The following is a 16,191-nucleotide window of genomic DNA, read 5'->3' as shown; positions in this document are numbered from 1 at the left end:
TATTTGTCTTTTCTAACAGTTTTTTGTTACATAAAAAAGCATCAATTTTAAAAATTGATGCTTTTAAATTTATCTTTTTTAAATAAATCAGTTATGCCCATTGACAAATTACTCCTCCCATTAAGGCTAATGTAATAATCCAATAACCAGCATTAATAGCTACATACTTAACACTTTTTCTTTCAAATAATGCTTGTGTAGCTAAAATAGGTAAACCAATTAGTAAACCTATCATAGTTCCATGTAACGCCCCATGTTTAAATGTTCTAAATCGGTCTCCAAAGTTGGCTATAAACTCCTGAAAGTAGGCATATGCTCCCCCTGTTTGTTCAACGAAACCTGGCTCTCCCATTAGGGTTGATTGTACCCCCCATTGATGGATTACTAATGTTTGTAAGATAAAAGCTAACAAAAAACTAAACACATAAGCTAAACCAAAAATGAGCCCCATATTTGAACCTTTCATAGATTCATTGGTAAAACCGACCTCTTTCATCCATGCATTCTTAAATAATATAGGTCCGTACCAAATAAAACCCATTACCATAGGTACTAATGCAGCAATTGCTGTAATTAAAAAATTAAATTTCATAAGATTATAAAGTTTTGGTTGTCAATCAAATATAACAAAAAAAGCACCAAACTTACGTTTAATGCTTTTACTTGTTTCTTATGAAGTAATGCTCTTCTTACTTAATTTTTAACGATTTTGCTATCGCTTCTAGCTCAAAGATAAAATCTCTTTTATTTACTGATGGAGCGTAAGTAAATCCTTCAAATACAATAACACGCTTATTTTCTTTATCAATTACTGTATAGTTAATAAATGGTCCTGCCATGAAATCATTTTTCACTTCCCATTTACCTCTTGTTTCAAAGGCCTTTTTTCCATCAATCTCTGCATCAAAAGTAAATGGTGTATACGCTTGTTCAGTAATCATGTGCATCCCTTCTTTACTTCCAGGAATATATTTTTTACCGATTGTATCTCTCATTCTTGTAATATTATCGGCCACTTTGCTTTCATCTTCTAATGGATAACTATATATTAAAATATTGTTAGTTCCATCTCCTCTAGCAATTCCGCTTTTTAAATGTTGGCGTAACCATAAAAAGTCTCCTGTATCTTCAACTAGTTTAAATCTTTCAGGAATGGTTAATGTAATTCCTAAATTTTTAATTGTTTTGAATTGAGTTTCATCTAGTTTTTCTTTTTTAAAGATTCTTTGAGTAAACTTCACATCTTCATCTTTAAATAACTTAATTATTTCTTTTCCTCTGTTACGAATTAAATCTACCAAATCTCCTTTGCTTTTGGCTGTCGCGTAAACTAATATTTGAGGTTCAGCATATTTATTTTTTTCTACTTCAATTTTTTCTTTCTCTCCTTCTCTAAGAATTAAAACGGCTTTTGCATGCCTCATAAATCCATTAAACCCGACAGGGTCTATTTGACCTACTGAAAGTAGTGTTTCTGGTTGTGGTAAACCTACTTGGTGTTCTCCAAAAACAGAACGGATTTCGTCACCAATTTTACCTTCCCAATCATTTCCTTTAATCACTACCAATATTTTATTGGTATTTCCGTTTGATGTTGGTAAAACATAGTCGCTTTTCCCTCCATTATTTTTACACGAAACTGTTATAAAAATTAGGGCAAATAATGCTATTAGTTTATTCATAGTTTATGGTGTTTAGTAGTTGTTTTTTAACTTTTAAAAATTTTAAGTTTCATTCCTGGTTTCAAACTTTTAACACTCCAAATATTGTTCCATTTTTTAATTTCTTCAACAGAAACTGATGGATACTTTTTTGAAATGGTCCATAATGAATCTCCTTCTTTAACAACATACACCTCATGTTTGCCTGTTGGTGTTTTATATTTTTTCTTTGAAACCTTTTTTGGAACAGCCATTCTTTTAGGATAAACACTTAATCTTTGACCTATTTTTAAGTGATGTGTTCGTAAACCATTCCAACGTTTAATATCACTTACTCGCACCCCGAATTTATTAGCTATTTTACCTAAATAATCTCCACTTCGAACCCTGTAACGAATGCGTTTATCCATTTCAAAGTACTTTGGTAATGGTTTCTCTCTTTTAGCATCATCTTCGTTTGCTAAGGCATAAATTTCTTTTTCCTTTTCTAAGAAGTCCATTAAGTTTCTTCGAGGTAATCTAACTGCATATTTTTTTTCTTTTACATACGGAATTATATCTAGTTTATACGATGGATTCAAGAACGCTAATAAATCAGAATCGATTCCCGTTTTTTCTGAAATCTGATCAAAACTAATGGTTCTTTTTACACGAATCGTATCTGTTTCAAAGTTGAAAATTTTTGGTGCTTCTGGGTAAATGTGATGTTTTTCTGCGTATTCAAAAATATACATTGTAGCATAAAATGCTGGTACATAACCTGCTGTTTCACGAGGTAAAAATGGACGAATATTCCAATAGTTCTTATATCCTCCCGAACGCTTTATCGCTTTTGATACATTTCCTGGTCCTGAGTTGTATGCAGCTAAGGCTAAATCCCAATCACCAAAAATTTTATATAGTTGACTTAAGTATTGACAGGCTGCTTTTGTTGATTTTACAGGATCTTGACGTTCATCTACATATGAATTCACTTTCAAATCAAACTGAACTCCTGTTCCATACATAAACTGCCATAAGCCAGTAGCTCCTACCCAAGATCGTGCGTCTGGTCTTAACGCTGACTCAACAATAGCCAAATATTTCATTTCTAACGGAATATCATATTGATCTAGGTATTGCTCAAACATTGGAAAATAATATTGAGCACGAGCCATTAAGGCTGGATAGTATTTTTTACGGTATTTTAAATAACTGTTGATTACTTTTTCTAACGCAGGATTATATTCTAAATGAAATGGTGTTTTTACATTTAAATCTTGTAGCCTTTTCTTTAATAAGTCGGTCGTAAGAATTGTGGTTGTATTACCTAAAATGTCTTTATCATTAATTACATATTGAATACTGTCAAACAACGATGAGTTAAACTTTTCTTCAATTAATAAGCTATCAATCATCTTTAAATCTTCTGTAGAAAATAGCTCTTGGTTTTGTGTTGGGTTTATAGAATCGTTTACTACAACATTAACACTGTCTTTAGCTACGAATAAGCTATCAACAGGTTGTTGCGCAAAAATTGAAGTTGTAAAAAAGAGTAGTGTTAGTAATTTCTTCATTTTGGTTTTATAAATCTAATTCAACAGCAATTGGGCAATGATCTGAATGTTTTGCTTCTGGTAAAATATATGCTCTTGAAATTTTGTCTTTTAATGGTTCGGTTACCATGTTGTAATCAATACGCCAACCTTTGTTATTTGCTCTTGCATTTGCTCGGTAGCTCCACCAAGAGTATTCTTGTTTTTCTGGATGTAAGTGACGGAAACTATCAATAAATCCACTATTAATAAATTTTCCTAACCACTCTCGTTCTTCTGGTAAAAAACCAGATACTCCTTTCATTTTTGGGTTGTGGATATCTATTTCTTCATGACAAATGTTATAATCTCCACAAATAACTAAGTTAGGAATTTCTTTTCTTAACTCAGTAGCATACGCTAAGATTTCATCCATGTAGTTGAATTTATAGTCTAGTCGAGCACTATTAGTTCCAGAAGGCAAATACATACTCATTACAGATACCTCATCGAAATCTACACGAAGATTTCTTCCTTCAAAGTCCATTGATTCAATTCCTGTTCCGTACTCTACATGTTTTGGTTCTTCTTTACAGAAAATTGCAACTGATGAATACCCTTTTTTTTCTGCTGAAAACCAAAAATGATGTGGATAGCCTGCGTTTTCAAACTCTGTTACATCTAATTGTTCTTTGTGTGCTTTGGTTTCTTGAATACATATTACATCAGGATTTGCTGCTTGTAACCAATCGATAAATCCTTTTTTTAATGCTGCTCTAATTCCGTTTACGTTGTATGAGATTATTTTCATCTACTTTTAAAAATACAAAAACGTAAAGCATAGTGCTTTACGTCTTTTTTTTATCCTATAATTTTGTTAAATATCCATTTCTGGAATGTCACCTTCGACTACTAAAGTTCCTTCTGTAGCTGCTTGAATTTCTTCTACAGATACTCCTGGAGCTCTTTCTAATAAATAAAATTTATTGTCTTTAATTTCTAATACCGCTAGGTTTGTTACAATTTTTGTTACACAACCTACACCTGTTAATGGTAATGAACATTTTTTAAGCAGTTTCGATTCTCCTCTTTTATTGGTATGCATCATTGCTACAATAATATTGTCGGCTGAGGCTACTAAATCCATTGCTCCCCCCATACCTTTTACCATTTTTCCTGGTATTTTCCAGTTAGCTATGTCTCCATTCTCAGCTACTTCCATAGCTCCTAAAATAGTTAGGTGAACATGTTTACCACGAATCATTGAAAAACTAGTGGCAGAATCAAAAAAACTTGCTCCTGGTAACGTAGTTATAGTTTGTTTTCCCGCATTAATAACATCAGCATCTTCTTCTCCTTCAAAAGGAAAAGGTCCCATACCTAACACTCCATTTTCTGATTGAAATTCTACTTCAATATCATCACGAACAAAGTTGGCTACTAATGTTGGTATTCCGATACCAAGATTTACATAATATCCGTTTTTTACTTCTTTTGCGATTCTCTTCGCTATTCCGTTTTTATCTAACATAACTAGCTTCTTTGTCTTACAGTTCGTTGTTCAATTCTCTTCTCATACTTTTCTCCTTGGAAAATGCGTTGTACAAAAATTCCTGGAATATGAATTTGATTTGGATCTAGTTCTCCTACTGGGACTAACTCCTCAACTTCTGCAACTGTTATTGTAGCTGCTCCACACATATTTGGGTTAAAGTTTCTTGAAGTTCCTTTAAAAATTAAGTTTCCAGCGGCATCTCCTTTCCATGCTTTCACAAACGCAAAGTCTGCTTTAAATGCTGGTTCTAACACATACATTTTTCCGTCAAACTCGCGAGTTTCTTTTCCTTCTGCTACCTCTGTTCCATAACCCGCTGGGGTATAAAATGCTGGAAAACCTGCTTGTGCTGCTCTACATTTTTCTGCTAAAGTTCCTTGTGGTGTTAACTCTACCTCTAGTTCACCAGATAACATTTGACGTTCAAATTCATCATTTTCTCCTACGTAAGAAGAAATCATTTTCTTTATTTGACGATTTTGTAATAACAACCCTAAGCCAAAATCATCAACTCCTGCGTTGTTAGAAATACAAGTAACTTCTTTTACTCCTATTTTTACTAACTCAGCAATAGCATTTTCAGGTATTCCACATAAACCGAAACCACCTAACATAAAGGTCATTCCATCTTGTACCCCTTCTAATGCTTCTTGTACGTTATTTACTTTTTTATTTATCATTATAGTTGTTGTTTTTAAGCTTTGCTTACTAAGTGATTAAACACCTTATAATATACTAAAAATCTGTATCGTCTGGTACTGTTTCTTCTTCTTCCCCTTCTTTTGGTTCCTCAACTTTTGAACAGTCTAAGTTTATACTTATATCTTTTGGTTTTTCAAAACTCTCTTTACTAACTTCTAGTGTTTTATCTTCATAACACTTTCTCATAAATATGGCCCATGTTGGTAACGACATAGTTGCTCCTTGACCATATTTTAAACCTGCAAAGTGTGTAGCTCTGTCTTCTCCACCTGTCCAAACTCCTGTTACTAGGTTAGGTACAATTCCCATAAACCAACCATCTGATTGGTTTTGTGTTGTACCTGTTTTACCTGCTATTGGGTTAGTAAACTTATATGGAAACCCTGTTGCTGCATCACCTGCTGAAGTCCAAGTTGATCTTAAACGTGCTCCTGAGCCTAACTTTGTTACTCCTTGCATTAAATCTAAAATTACGTAAGCAGATTCTTCACTTAATACCTCTTTAGTTTCTGGTACAAACTCTTCTAAAACAGTTCCGTTTTTGTCTTCTATTCGGGTAATCATTAGCGGGCTTACACGTAACCCTTTATTGGCAAAGGTTGAATATGCACTTACCATTTCTAATAAAGATAAGTCGATTGCTCCTAATGCGATAGACGGATTTGCCTCTAATTTAGATGTTATTCCTGAAGATTCTGCAAGCCTAACTACATTTATAGGTGAGACTTTATCAATTAATTGTGCTGTAATTACATTTATTGATTTTGCTAAAGCTTCTTTTAATGTTAATTCACCTCCATATTTTCCTCCTGCATTTTTAGGTGTCCAATCTTCTGGCATTCCGTATTTTTCCTTAGGAATAGTATAAGGAGTATTTGGCAATTTATCACAAGGTGACATTTTTAACTGGTTAATTGCCGTAGCGTATACGAAAGGTTTAAATGTAGAACCTACTTGACGCTTTTGTTGTTCTACCGCATCATATTTAAAATACCTATGATTTATTCCTCCTACCCAAGCTTTAATATGACCTGTTTGAGGCTCAATAGATACCAAACCTGAACGTAAGAAATATTTATAATGACGTATTGAGTCATAAGGTGTCATTACCGTATCACGTTCACCTTTCCACGTGAAAATACGCATGTCGGTAGCTGTATTAAAAACCTTATCTATTTCTTTTTCAGACTTGCCAGCTGCTTTCATTCGTTTATAACGGTCTGAATTTTGTTTTGCTCTCCTTATAATTTTCTCTATTTCCTTTTTATTTATATCATAGAAAGGAGCATTTTTATTTCTTTTTTGTTCCTTATCAAAATATGTTTGAAGGTTTGCCATATGCTCATATACTGCTTCTTCAGCATATTTTTGCATACGAGAATCTATAGTTGTATAAATTTTTAATCCGTCTCTGTAAATATTATACTCTTCTCCATTTGGCTTAGGGTGTTCTTTTACCCATTCTTTTAAGATACTTCTTAAATGTTCTCTAAAGTATGTAGCTAAACCATCACTATGCCCTTCTCTGTTTATATTAAGTCCTAATCCTAATTTTTGCAATGAGTCTTTTTGTTGTTGAGTAATAAACTCACTTCTATTCATTTGCTTTAATACAACATTTCTTCTTTGCTTCACCATCTCTTTTCTTCTTAATGGGTTAAAAAGAGAGGAATTTTTAAGCATTCCTACTAGCATTGCAGACTCTTCTACATCTAGCTCTTTAGGTTCTTTTCCAAAATAAATTCTAGCTGCCGAACGTACTCCTACTGCTTGATTTAAGAAATCGTATTTATTTAAATACATTGTTATGATTTCTTCTTTGGTATATTGGCGCTCTAGCTTTACAGCTACCACCCATTCTTTTACCTTTTGAAGTACTCTTTTAAAAATGTTTCGAGAAGCTTTTCCTGTGAACAACATTTTTGCTAGCTGTTGGGTTATCGTACTTGCCCCTCCACTTCCTGGTTTTAAAACAGCTCTTGCTGTTCCTCTAAAGTCAATTCCTGAATGTTCATAAAAGCGTTCGTCTTCTGTTGCAACTAACGCTTTTACCATACTTTCTGGAATATCTTTATATTTTATTGGCGTTCTATTTTCAACAGCGTATTTTCCTAAAGTTTTACCGTCTGATGAAATAATTTCTGTAGCTAAATTATTTTCCGGATTTTCTAACTCCTCAAAAGTTGGCAATGCCCCAAACACTCCCCAAGAAGCTAGTAAAAATAGTAGACTAATAAATAAAAAACCTCCTAAAATGATTCCCCAAAACCATTTAATGTACTTACTAAAATTTGTTGCTTTTTTCTCTGTCATTACTTTATTTTTTCAATTCTAAACCCTACATGAGTTATTCCTTCTAGTTCTTCAATTCCTTCAACTTCTCCATTTTTTCGCATGGCTTGTCGAACCTTAAAAGTATACTCTCCTTTGCGGGGAAACGTTATGTTTTCTTTATAAAAAAGTTTATTTTCTTTAATATCTGTAAAACCTTCTCCTAAAAACTTTCCTGTAACATCTGCCATATCATATTCCAGAGTATCTATGATTATTTGTCCGTCAGGAAAATCCATTTGTGTAATTAAAAAAAGATTACTGTATGCATAATCCTTATTATTTCTAAGGTTTATAAAAAGGTTTTTCTTACCAATTGAATCGTTAATTGGAAATGTAAATTGTATTGTGTTCTTTTTATTCCATGCACTTTTTGGAAGTGTAATATAGTTATCAAACTCACTATTTGAGTCGCATGAAGCTAATAGCATAGCTACTAAAAAAAAGATGCCAATTTTACTTTTCATTATTGGTGTTATTTTTATTATCGCTATTGTTTTTTTTACGTTGATTGTTATTTTTTTTTCTAGGGGGTCTAGGTTTCTTTTGTTGCCCTTGTGGTTTATCAGTTGTTTTACTTTCTGGTTTAGGCTTTTTAGTTTTTGGGTTGTTTTTAGGTCTTGGCTTCCTATTATCAACTCTCTTCTTTTCAGTTTTTTGCCCTCCTTCAGTTTTGGTTGGTTTTACTTGTGGCTTTTTCTTTTGTCTTTTGTTTATAGGAGGTTGTTTATTTTCTTCCTTTTTACCTGTTGGTTTTCTTTTTCTGCGTCTGGTATTTTTACGTCCTTTCTTAGGCGTATCGAAACGTGTTAAACTATCTTGACCAACAACATTCTCAAAGTCAACTGAAACTTCTTCGGTTATCTCTAATTCATATTCTTCTAACGGTAAAGCAAGTTCATTATTTTTATTTAATTCTATAATTTCTTGAACTTGATCTAACGATAGTTTATACCATTTAAAGCTTTCTTCTTTGTAGGTATACCAAAGTAACTTTTTGAAGATGTCCATTTTAACGAAAACAGCATCTCCTTTTTCTGTTTTTAGTACTTTATCTTGTTTAGGAAAGCTTTGTAGTGCGTCTAAATATGTATCTAATTCGTAGTTTAAACAACACTTAAGCTTACCACATTGCCCTGCTAATTTTAGTGGGTTTAGTGATAGCTGTTGATAACGAGCTGCTGCTGTATTTACCTTTCTAAAATCGGTAAGCCAAGTAGAGCAACATAGTTCTCTACCACAAGAACCTATTCCTCCTAAACGAGCAGCTTCTTGGCGCATTCCTACTTGACGCATTTCTACACGAATAGAGAAAGCACTCGCTAAATCTCGAATTAACTGACGAAAGTCTACACGTTCATCTGCTGTATAGTAAAAAGTAGCTTTGGTTCCGTCCCCTTGATATTCAACATCAGAAAGCTTCATTTTTAACCCTAAACGGCTAATAATTTCTCTTCCTTTTCGTTGTGTTTCTAGCTCTCTTCCTCTGGCTTCTTGCCAAACATCAATGTCTTTTTGAGAGGCTTTTCTGTAAATTTTCTTTACTTCATCACTATCTGCAGTAATTTTTCTTTTTTTCATTTGAACCCTTACAAGCTCTCCTGCTAAAGAAACAATACCAACATCGTGTCCTGAAGATCCTTCAACTGCAACCACATCTCCCATGGAAAGAGTTAAGTTTTCAGGGTTTTTATAAAAGTGTTTACGTCCATTTTTAAAACGGACTTCAAAAATATTAAAAGGAGCTTCACCTGAAGGTAAAGTCATGTTTGATAACCAATCAAAAACAGCGAGTTTATTTCCACTTCCACATGTGCCTGTTGCACAATTTCCGTTACTCTTACAGCCATTTGGCACACCGCTTTTGTTAGTTGAGCAACTGCTACAACTCATACGATAGTATATTTTTTTGAAATATTTTTTAAACCTGTGGTATTTACAGTATCAAAAAACATTTTTATTATTTGATTTTCAGCTGCATAAAATTTACTTTATAACAACTATCCTTAATCTGTAAAGATACATATTCTAATGAAAAGTGAAAATTGATTTTTTTGTTAAAAAAAATGCTGCTTTTGAGTTAAAAAGCAGCATTTTTTATTTGTTTTTATGTCTTTAGAGACTATTTGTTCTTTTTTGCCCAGTTATCTCGTAACCCAACAGTTTTATTGAACACTAAACTTTCAGATGTTGAATCGTCATCTACATTAAAGTATCCTAAACGTTGAAACTGAAAACGGTCTCCAATTTGTGCTGTTTGTAAGCTTGGTTCAACATAAGCTGTAATTTTTTCTAAAGAATTAGGGTTTAAGAATTCCATGAAGTCTTTGTCTTTATGGCTGTCTGGTGCCTCATCTGAAAACAGTCTGTCATACGCTCTTACCTCAGCTTTTACAGCATGTTTTACCGATACCCAATGCAACGTTCCTTTTACCTTACGTTTACTTTCTTCCGTTCCACTTCCTGATTTTGTTAATGGATCGTACGTACAGTGAATTACGGTAATGTTTCCGTTTTCGTCTTTTTCTACACTATTAGCTGTGATAAAATAAGCATTCTTTAAACGAACTTCTTTTCCTAATTTTAAACGGAAGAATTTTTTATTTGCTTCTTCTCTAAAGTCTTCACGCTCTATATAAATTTCTCTTGAAAATGGAACTTCTCTTGTTCCTGAATTTTCATCTTCTGGATTGTTTTCAGCAATTAAAATCTCTTCTTGATCTTCAGGGTAATTATCAATTACCACTTTTACTGGATCTAAAACCGCCATCACACGATTTGCTGTTTTATTTAAATCTTCACGGATTTTAAACTCTAACAACGCCACGTCAATCACATTTTCGCGTTTAGAAACCCCTACTGTTTCCACAAAACTACGGATAGAAGCAGGTGTATAACCACGGCGACGTAATCCTGAAATAGTTGGCATACGTGGATCATCCCATCCTGAAACAATTCCTTCTTCAACCAATTTCATCAACTTACGCTTACTCATTACTGTATAGCTTAAGTTTAAACGTGAGAACTCTCGTTGTTTTGGTGGTAATGGATATTCTGATTGACTATACTCATACACATTATCTCTAAACCAATTGTAAAGTTCACGATGAGGCTTAAACTCTAATGAACATAATGAGTGCGATATTTGTTCTATATAATCACTTTCTCCATGAGTCCAGTCGTACATTGGATAAATCACCCAATCACTTCCTGTACGGTGGTGTTCTTTCTTTAAAATACGATACATGATAGGATCACGCATTAACATATTTGGTGAAGCCATATCAATTTTAGCACGTAATACATGAGAACCTTCTTCAAACTCACCGTTTTTCATACGTGTGAATAAATCTAAGTTTTCTTCAACACTTTTGTCTCTATTTGGACCTGCTACTCCTGGTTGCGTTGGCGTTCCTTTTTGCTCAGCCATAGCTTCAGAAGATTGATTATCTACATATGCTTTTCCGTCTTTAATCAATTGAACTGCCCAATCATACAGTTGCTGGAAATAATCAGAAGAATAACATTCTTTTTCCCATTGATATCCTAACCAAGCTACATCACGCTTAATAGCATCTACATATTCTTGCTCTTCTTTTGCTGGGTTTGTATCATCAAAACGAAGGTTTACTGGAGCATTGTATTTTTCTCCTAAACCAAAACTAATACCTATAGCTTTTGTATGCCCTATATGTAAATATCCATTTGGTTCTGGTGGAAAACGAAAGCGCAAATTTTCTTTTGGCATTCCATTTGCCAAATCTTCTTCAACAATTTGCTCTAAAAAATTCAATGATTTCTTTTCTTCTGACATCTTATCGTAAATTGAAGTGCAAAATTACATAATTTAGTTGATGTATTAACCAAAGATATTAAGAGAACAATATTAAAAACAGTAATGGAAATAACATACCTACAACAGCTAGCTTCCAACCTCTTCCTTTGAACCCTTTTTTTCCTAATGGAATTAAAACCCCTGTAATAGCAATTACCAACATTGCAATCCCAAAAATATCTGAATACCAAACCCAAAAACTGTTTGTTGATTTATGTAAATACATCGAATGTCCTACAATTGGAACTTTTCTCTTATACTCAATAGTTCCGTTACCTGTTTTAGCATCAGCATCTAAAATAATATTATCTTTAAAATACACACGAATTTTTCCATTTCTAACTCTATGCCCTTCGTATTTTCCAATATCCTTTGTTAGATTTGAAATATATTCTTTTGTTAGTTCTTTTTCCTCTAAAGGAATTTTTAACTCGAAAGGTTTATTTTCATAAGTATAATCCATTGGATACCAATCTTGTCGGTGATTAAGGATTATTCCTGAAAAAGAAAAAGCTATAATTAGTCCTACATAGAAATACGCTAAATCTCTATGTAAATTTCTGTTGGTTATTTTCATTTTAAAAAAGTAAAAGGTTGAAACAAGCTTTCAACCTTTTGTTTATTATTTTATATAATCTAGGTTACTTTACTGGATATGTATTGTTTCCTAAGTTAATATCTGCCATTAATTTAGACGGATCAATTTCAACTGATTTTACATCCTTTTGGGTTGTAAAAGTATATGTTGGATGTGCAAAAGTCCAATCAGTAATAACTGTCGCATTGGTTGGTTTTTCTCCACGCATCATACGTAATGGAATATTGAATGATTCTTTTGAACCATCGGTATAAGTTACCTCAACATCAATTGGCATTGGCATTTGACCAATACGCTCTAATGTGATTTCTTTTCCGTTTACTGCTTTAATTCCATAATCAATAGTATGTGTTGTTTGCGTCCATTCATTTAAATACCAATCTAACTGAAGTCCTGAAACTTTTTCAGCAGTGCGCTTAATATCATTTGGAGTTGGGTGTTTAAAAGAAAAATCTTCAAAATACTTTTTTAACGTTTTTGCTACATTTTCTTTTCCTATAACATACTCTAATTGAGATAAAAAAATGTTTCCTTTAGAATAACTAGCAATTCCGTATGCTGTATTTGTGTTATATCTGTCGGCGTGTGTTGTTAAAGGCTCTTCTAAATTGTTACCTACTACATAATTATAGCCTCTGTAAGATCCTGTATGTGGATTTTCTTTTCCTTCTCCTAAAATTTCATTTTCTGCTTTGTTTGAAATATAGGTCGTAAACCCTTCGTCCATCCAAGGGTGTTTACTCTCATTAGTTGCTAATAAGAACTGAAACCAAGTGTGTGCCATTTCATGAGCAGTTACACCAAACAAGCTTCCCCATTTACGTTGCCCTGTAATTAATGTACACATTGCATACTCCATTCCACCATCTCCTCCTTGAATAACTGAATATTGCTTGTATGGATATTGCCCAATATTTTCACTAAAATACTTCATTAATTCAGCTGTTTTAGGCTGTAATTTTTTCCAGTTTTCTAAATATTCAGCTTCTAATGTTTTCTTGTATAGGAAATGTAAGTCGATTCCGTTATCCATTTTATACGTATCGTGAATAAACTCTGGGTCAGCTCCCCAAGTAAAATCATGCACATTTGGTGCTGTAAACTTCCAAGTTAATTTATCTCCTGAAGGTACATTTAATGGTTTCGTTTTGTCTTCATAACCATGACCTACTTCTTGCGGGTTCTGCACATATCCAGTTCCCCCAACTACATAGTTTTTATCAATATGAAGTGTTACATCAAAATTACCCCAAACTCCGTGGAATTCTCTTCCTAAATATGGTGGTGTATGCCAACCTTCAAAATCGTATTCTGCCATTTTAGGATACCATTGTGTCATTGACAAAGCAACTCCTTCTGCACTATTACGCCCAGAACGACGGATTTGTTTTGGTACTTGTGCATCAAAAATCATATCAAACGTTACACTTTCTCCTGGTTGAATTGATTTATTTAATGTTACTTCTAAAATCGTTCCAACAGTCTCGTGTTTTACTATCGACCCATCTTGTTTTAATGAATTAACTTTAATGTACCCTATTTCTGATGGTGATAGCTTACTAATGCGATCTCCTACTCTTCTGTCTGGATCTTTAATGTTTCTTGAGCGAACATCCATTTGAGAGTTTGGTTGAAATGCATTAAAGTATAAGTGATAAAATACTTTATTTAATACATCAGGTGAGTTGTTTGTGTACACTAATTTTTGTGTTCCTTTGTATTGATATGTTTTAACATTCATATCAATATCCATAGTATAATCAACATGTTGTTGCCAATACCCTTTGTTAGATTGTTTGTGTACTTTTGTTTTTGTTACGATTTTGTTAGTTGTACTATTTACTGTAGCACAAGAAATAACCGGTAACAATAAAAGGCTTAAGATTATTTTCTTCATATTAAACTAGTTTAATTCCCATTGAGATTAGTGTTTTCTTAAAATCACTTAGTTCTTTTTCGTTTTTTAATACTGGAAAACTACGTCTTTTTCCGTTACATAATTTTAGAAAAATTCGTTCTTTTCCATAGACTTTTCTTGTTTCTATTCCTTCAATTTCATTAAGATGATATTTAGATTTCCATGATCTTTTTACCATGTAATAAAATATTACTACTACTGAAACTACAGCAAGTAAAAACATAAAAACAAAAAGAGTTTCATTGTTTTTGTAACTCATTAAATACAACTGAACTCCCATATTAATTCCATTAATTAACATCAAAGAGATTATTAGCCATGAATGCATTGGCACTTCATCTTTAATTGTTAATTCCTGTGTTTTTTTGTTAAATTCTAGCTGCATGATACTTGTTATAACAAAAAAAGAGCATCAAATAACAATGCTCTTTTTTTAATCTATCTAAATATTATATTACTTTCTTCCGTTTACCATTCTATCAGCCATTCTAACTGCATTGTATGCATTTACAACACGTCCTGATACTGATAACTCTGAGAAAGGAACCTTCTCATCTCTTGTTCCTGGTTTAATAACCTCTAAATCTATTTTAGTTCCAGAGTTCATTAAAATGTGCTTTACTTGACTTGCTGTTAACTCAGGATAGTAAGAACGTACTAATGCTGCAACCCCTGCTGCTGCTGGAGACGCCATAGAAGTTCCGTTAAACTTCTTGTATTCATTATCTGGAGTTGTTGAATATACTTGTACTCCAGGAGCAAATACATCTACATTCTTTTTACCATAATTAGAGAAATTTGCAGGTAATTCTTCATTGTACTTAGCACTCATAGCTCCGATAGTTAAAAAGTTGTCTGCTACTTCATTTACTAAATCTGGCGCATCGTTAGGGAAAGTCTTCTCTACATCAATATTTTTACCATCATTTCCTGCTGCGTTTACAATTAATACATCTTTTGATGCTGCGTATTTAATTGCATCGTAAACCCACTCTTTGTTTGGTGAAAATCCTTTACCAAAACTTGTATTGATTACTTTTGCTCCATTATCAACTGCATAACGAATACCTAAAGCAACATCTTTATCATACTCATCTCCATCAGATACTGAACGTACAGCCATGATTTTAACATTAGCAACACCGTTCATTCCTTTACCATTATCTCTTGCTGCTCCAATTATACCTGATACGTGAGAACCGTGTGCTTCCCCTTTTTCAGAATGACCTGTATTACCATTTCCGTACCCTGGCTTATCATTGATATCATATGCATTATCACCTACAACAGTACGGTAATCAGTTTTTAAATTGTCTCCTTTTATTGTCTTTTCAGCATTTTTAATACCTTTTTCAAAGTACTCTTTAGCTTCTTCTAGCGTATCAAAATAACCAAACATTCTAGTTGCAAAGTTTTTTGCATTGCTTAACATCTCGTCATTTGTATTGATAGCTTCTACTTCGTCTTTAGTATAGGTTGATTTTCCAAAGTATTTGGTAAATGCTTTATCAGCATCTGAAACCATTCCTTTTAAACCTCCATAACGAGCAACTGTTTTCTTTGCCTCTGCTATTTTCTCAGCTTGATACGCTTTTACTTCTGCTAAGGTTTCAGCATCTGCAACTTCTGGCTTCATTAAAATACGCTCATACTCTAAATGCTCTTTATAAGCATCTCCTAAGAAATTCCATCCGTTAACATCATCAACATAACCATTTTTATCATTGTCAATTCCGTCTCCAGCTATTTCTTTAGCATTTACCCAAGCTACATCAACTAAGTCTTCATGTTTTAAATCAGTTCCTGAATCAACTACACCAACTACAACTCCTACATGCTTCTTACCTTTTAAGAACTCATAGGCTTTATTTACACTCATTCCTGGAATTGTATCTGTGGCTAAGTCTAAATGTTGCCAGTTTTCTTGCTCATAGTCTGTTAATTCAGCTTTTTTTGCTGGAATATTCACTACGGTATTACTTCCTGCTGGCACAGGGATTTTGCTTACTGTTTTACAGCTAGCTAAGGTAGCCACTGCAATTGCCGAGTAAAATACGGGCTTTAAAACTCTCATAAT

14 protein-coding genes are annotated in these 16,191 nt (G+C 33.2%); all 14 read right to left on the bottom strand.

Annotated features, from left to right (window positions below; genetic code table 11):
* Positions 1–91: 91 nt before the first annotated feature.
* The 14 genes from C8N27_RS05145 to C8N27_RS05080 all read right to left on the bottom strand — a co-directional run bounded on the left by C8N27_RS05145 (position 92) and on the right by C8N27_RS05080 (position 16,188).
* Positions 92–592, bottom strand: coding sequence for a DUF1761 domain-containing protein (locus C8N27_RS05145; protein ID WP_121146534.1), 501 nt, complete (start codon positions 590–592; stop codon positions 92–94).
* Positions 593–689: 97 nt separating this feature from the next.
* On the bottom strand, positions 690–1,682 hold the full coding sequence (locus C8N27_RS05140) for a DUF4837 family protein (RefSeq protein ID WP_121146533.1): 993 nt from the start codon (positions 1,680–1,682) through the stop codon (positions 690–692).
* Between the two features lie 26 nt (positions 1,683–1,708).
* Positions 1,709–3,217, bottom strand: coding sequence for a lytic transglycosylase domain-containing protein (locus tag C8N27_RS05135; protein WP_121146532.1), 1,509 nt, complete (start codon positions 3,215–3,217; stop codon positions 1,709–1,711).
* Positions 3,218–3,224: 7 nt separating this feature from the next.
* On the bottom strand, positions 3,225–3,986 hold the full coding sequence (locus tag C8N27_RS05130; protein WP_099215014.1) for an exodeoxyribonuclease III: 762 nt from the start codon (positions 3,984–3,986) through the stop codon (positions 3,225–3,227).
* Between the two features lie 66 nt (positions 3,987–4,052).
* On the bottom strand, positions 4,053–4,706 hold the full coding sequence (locus C8N27_RS05125) for a 3-oxoacid CoA-transferase subunit B (protein ID WP_121146531.1): 654 nt from the start codon (positions 4,704–4,706) through the stop codon (positions 4,053–4,055).
* 2 nt (positions 4,707–4,708) lie between these two features.
* Positions 4,709–5,410 (bottom strand): CoA transferase subunit A, encoded by a 702-nt coding sequence (locus tag C8N27_RS05120; RefSeq protein WP_099215012.1) that lies wholly within the window; start codon positions 5,408–5,410, stop codon positions 4,709–4,711.
* Between the two features lie 55 nt (positions 5,411–5,465).
* Complete coding sequence (locus tag C8N27_RS05115; protein WP_121146530.1) at positions 5,466–7,745, bottom strand: penicillin-binding protein 1A; 2,280 nt, start codon at positions 7,743–7,745, stop codon at positions 5,466–5,468.
* Positions 7,745–8,230: a gliding motility lipoprotein GldH gene (locus C8N27_RS05110; protein WP_121146529.1), complete on the bottom strand. Its 486-nt coding sequence runs from the start codon at positions 8,228–8,230 to the stop codon at positions 7,745–7,747. The genes C8N27_RS05115 and C8N27_RS05110 overlap by 1 nt, the downstream gene beginning before the upstream one ends.
* Positions 8,220–9,656, bottom strand: a complete 1,437-nt coding sequence (locus C8N27_RS05105; RefSeq protein WP_121146528.1) for a PSP1 domain-containing protein — start codon at positions 9,654–9,656, stop codon at positions 8,220–8,222. The genes C8N27_RS05110 and C8N27_RS05105 overlap by 11 nt, the downstream gene beginning before the upstream one ends.
* Before the next feature lie 229 nt (positions 9,657–9,885).
* Positions 9,886–11,577, bottom strand: coding sequence for a glutamine--tRNA ligase/YqeY domain fusion protein (locus C8N27_RS05100; RefSeq protein ID WP_121146527.1), 1,692 nt, complete (start codon positions 11,575–11,577; stop codon positions 9,886–9,888).
* A 58-nt stretch (positions 11,578–11,635) separates the two neighbouring features.
* Positions 11,636–12,175 (bottom strand): PepSY-associated TM helix domain-containing protein, encoded by a 540-nt coding sequence (locus tag C8N27_RS05095; protein ID WP_121146526.1) that lies wholly within the window; start codon positions 12,173–12,175, stop codon positions 11,636–11,638.
* Positions 12,176–12,239: 64 nt separating this feature from the next.
* On the bottom strand, positions 12,240–14,093 hold the full coding sequence (locus C8N27_RS05090; protein WP_121146525.1) for a M1 family metallopeptidase: 1,854 nt from the start codon (positions 14,091–14,093) through the stop codon (positions 12,240–12,242).
* Between the two features lies 1 nt (position 14,094).
* The gene (locus tag C8N27_RS05085; protein ID WP_121146524.1) at positions 14,095–14,499 is read right to left on the bottom strand and encodes a hypothetical protein; all 405 of its coding nucleotides are present in this window, start codon (positions 14,497–14,499) and stop codon (positions 14,095–14,097) included.
* Positions 14,500–14,568: 69 nt separating this feature from the next.
* A complete protein-coding gene (locus tag C8N27_RS05080) occupies positions 14,569–16,188 on the bottom strand; it encodes a S8 family serine peptidase (protein WP_121146523.1) in 1,620 nt (539 codons plus the stop codon).
* Positions 16,189–16,191 lie beyond the last annotated feature (3 nt).

The sequence above is a fragment of the Tenacibaculum discolor genome (assembly GCF_003664185.1).
GTDB lineage: Bacteria > Bacteroidota > Bacteroidia > Flavobacteriales > Flavobacteriaceae > Polaribacter > Polaribacter discolor.
This window is presented reverse-complemented; position numbering and strand designations above follow the sequence as displayed.

What these genes read in the sequence shown, in the direction of transcription:
- C8N27_RS05130 (WP_099215014.1), bottom strand. Translation starts at nt 3,986, where the DNA reads ATGAAAATAATCTCATACAACGTAAACGGAATTAGAGCAGCATTAAAA.
- C8N27_RS05085 (WP_121146524.1), bottom strand. Translation starts at nt 14,499, where the DNA reads ATGCAGCTAGAATTTAACAAAAAAACACAGGAATTAACAATTAAAGAT.
- C8N27_RS05140 (WP_121146533.1), bottom strand. Translation starts at nt 1,682, where the DNA reads ATGAATAAACTAATAGCATTATTTGCCCTAATTTTTATAACAGTTTCG.
- C8N27_RS05080 (WP_121146523.1), bottom strand. Translation starts at nt 16,188, where the DNA reads ATGAGAGTTTTAAAGCCCGTATTTTACTCGGCAATTGCAGTGGCTACC.
- C8N27_RS05125 (WP_121146531.1), bottom strand. Translation starts at nt 4,706, where the DNA reads ATGTTAGATAAAAACGGAATAGCGAAGAGAATCGCAAAAGAAGTAAAA.
- C8N27_RS05105 (WP_121146528.1), bottom strand. Translation starts at nt 9,656, where the DNA reads ATGAGTTGTAGCAGTTGCTCAACTAACAAAAGCGGTGTGCCAAATGGC.
- C8N27_RS05135 (WP_121146532.1), bottom strand. Translation starts at nt 3,217, where the DNA reads ATGAAGAAATTACTAACACTACTCTTTTTTACAACTTCAATTTTTGCG.
- C8N27_RS05095 (WP_121146526.1), bottom strand. Translation starts at nt 12,175, where the DNA reads ATGAAAATAACCAACAGAAATTTACATAGAGATTTAGCGTATTTCTAT.
- C8N27_RS05090 (WP_121146525.1), bottom strand. Translation starts at nt 14,093, where the DNA reads ATGAAGAAAATAATCTTAAGCCTTTTATTGTTACCGGTTATTTCTTGT.
- C8N27_RS05115 (WP_121146530.1), bottom strand. Translation starts at nt 7,745, where the DNA reads ATGACAGAGAAAAAAGCAACAAATTTTAGTAAGTACATTAAATGGTTT.
- C8N27_RS05145 (WP_121146534.1), bottom strand. Translation starts at nt 592, where the DNA reads ATGAAATTTAATTTTTTAATTACAGCAATTGCTGCATTAGTACCTATG.
- C8N27_RS05120 (WP_099215012.1), bottom strand. Translation starts at nt 5,410, where the DNA reads ATGATAAATAAAAAAGTAAATAACGTACAAGAAGCATTAGAAGGGGTA.
- C8N27_RS05100 (WP_121146527.1), bottom strand. Translation starts at nt 11,577, where the DNA reads ATGTCAGAAGAAAAGAAATCATTGAATTTTTTAGAGCAAATTGTTGAA.
- C8N27_RS05110 (WP_121146529.1), bottom strand. Translation starts at nt 8,230, where the DNA reads ATGAAAAGTAAAATTGGCATCTTTTTTTTAGTAGCTATGCTATTAGCT.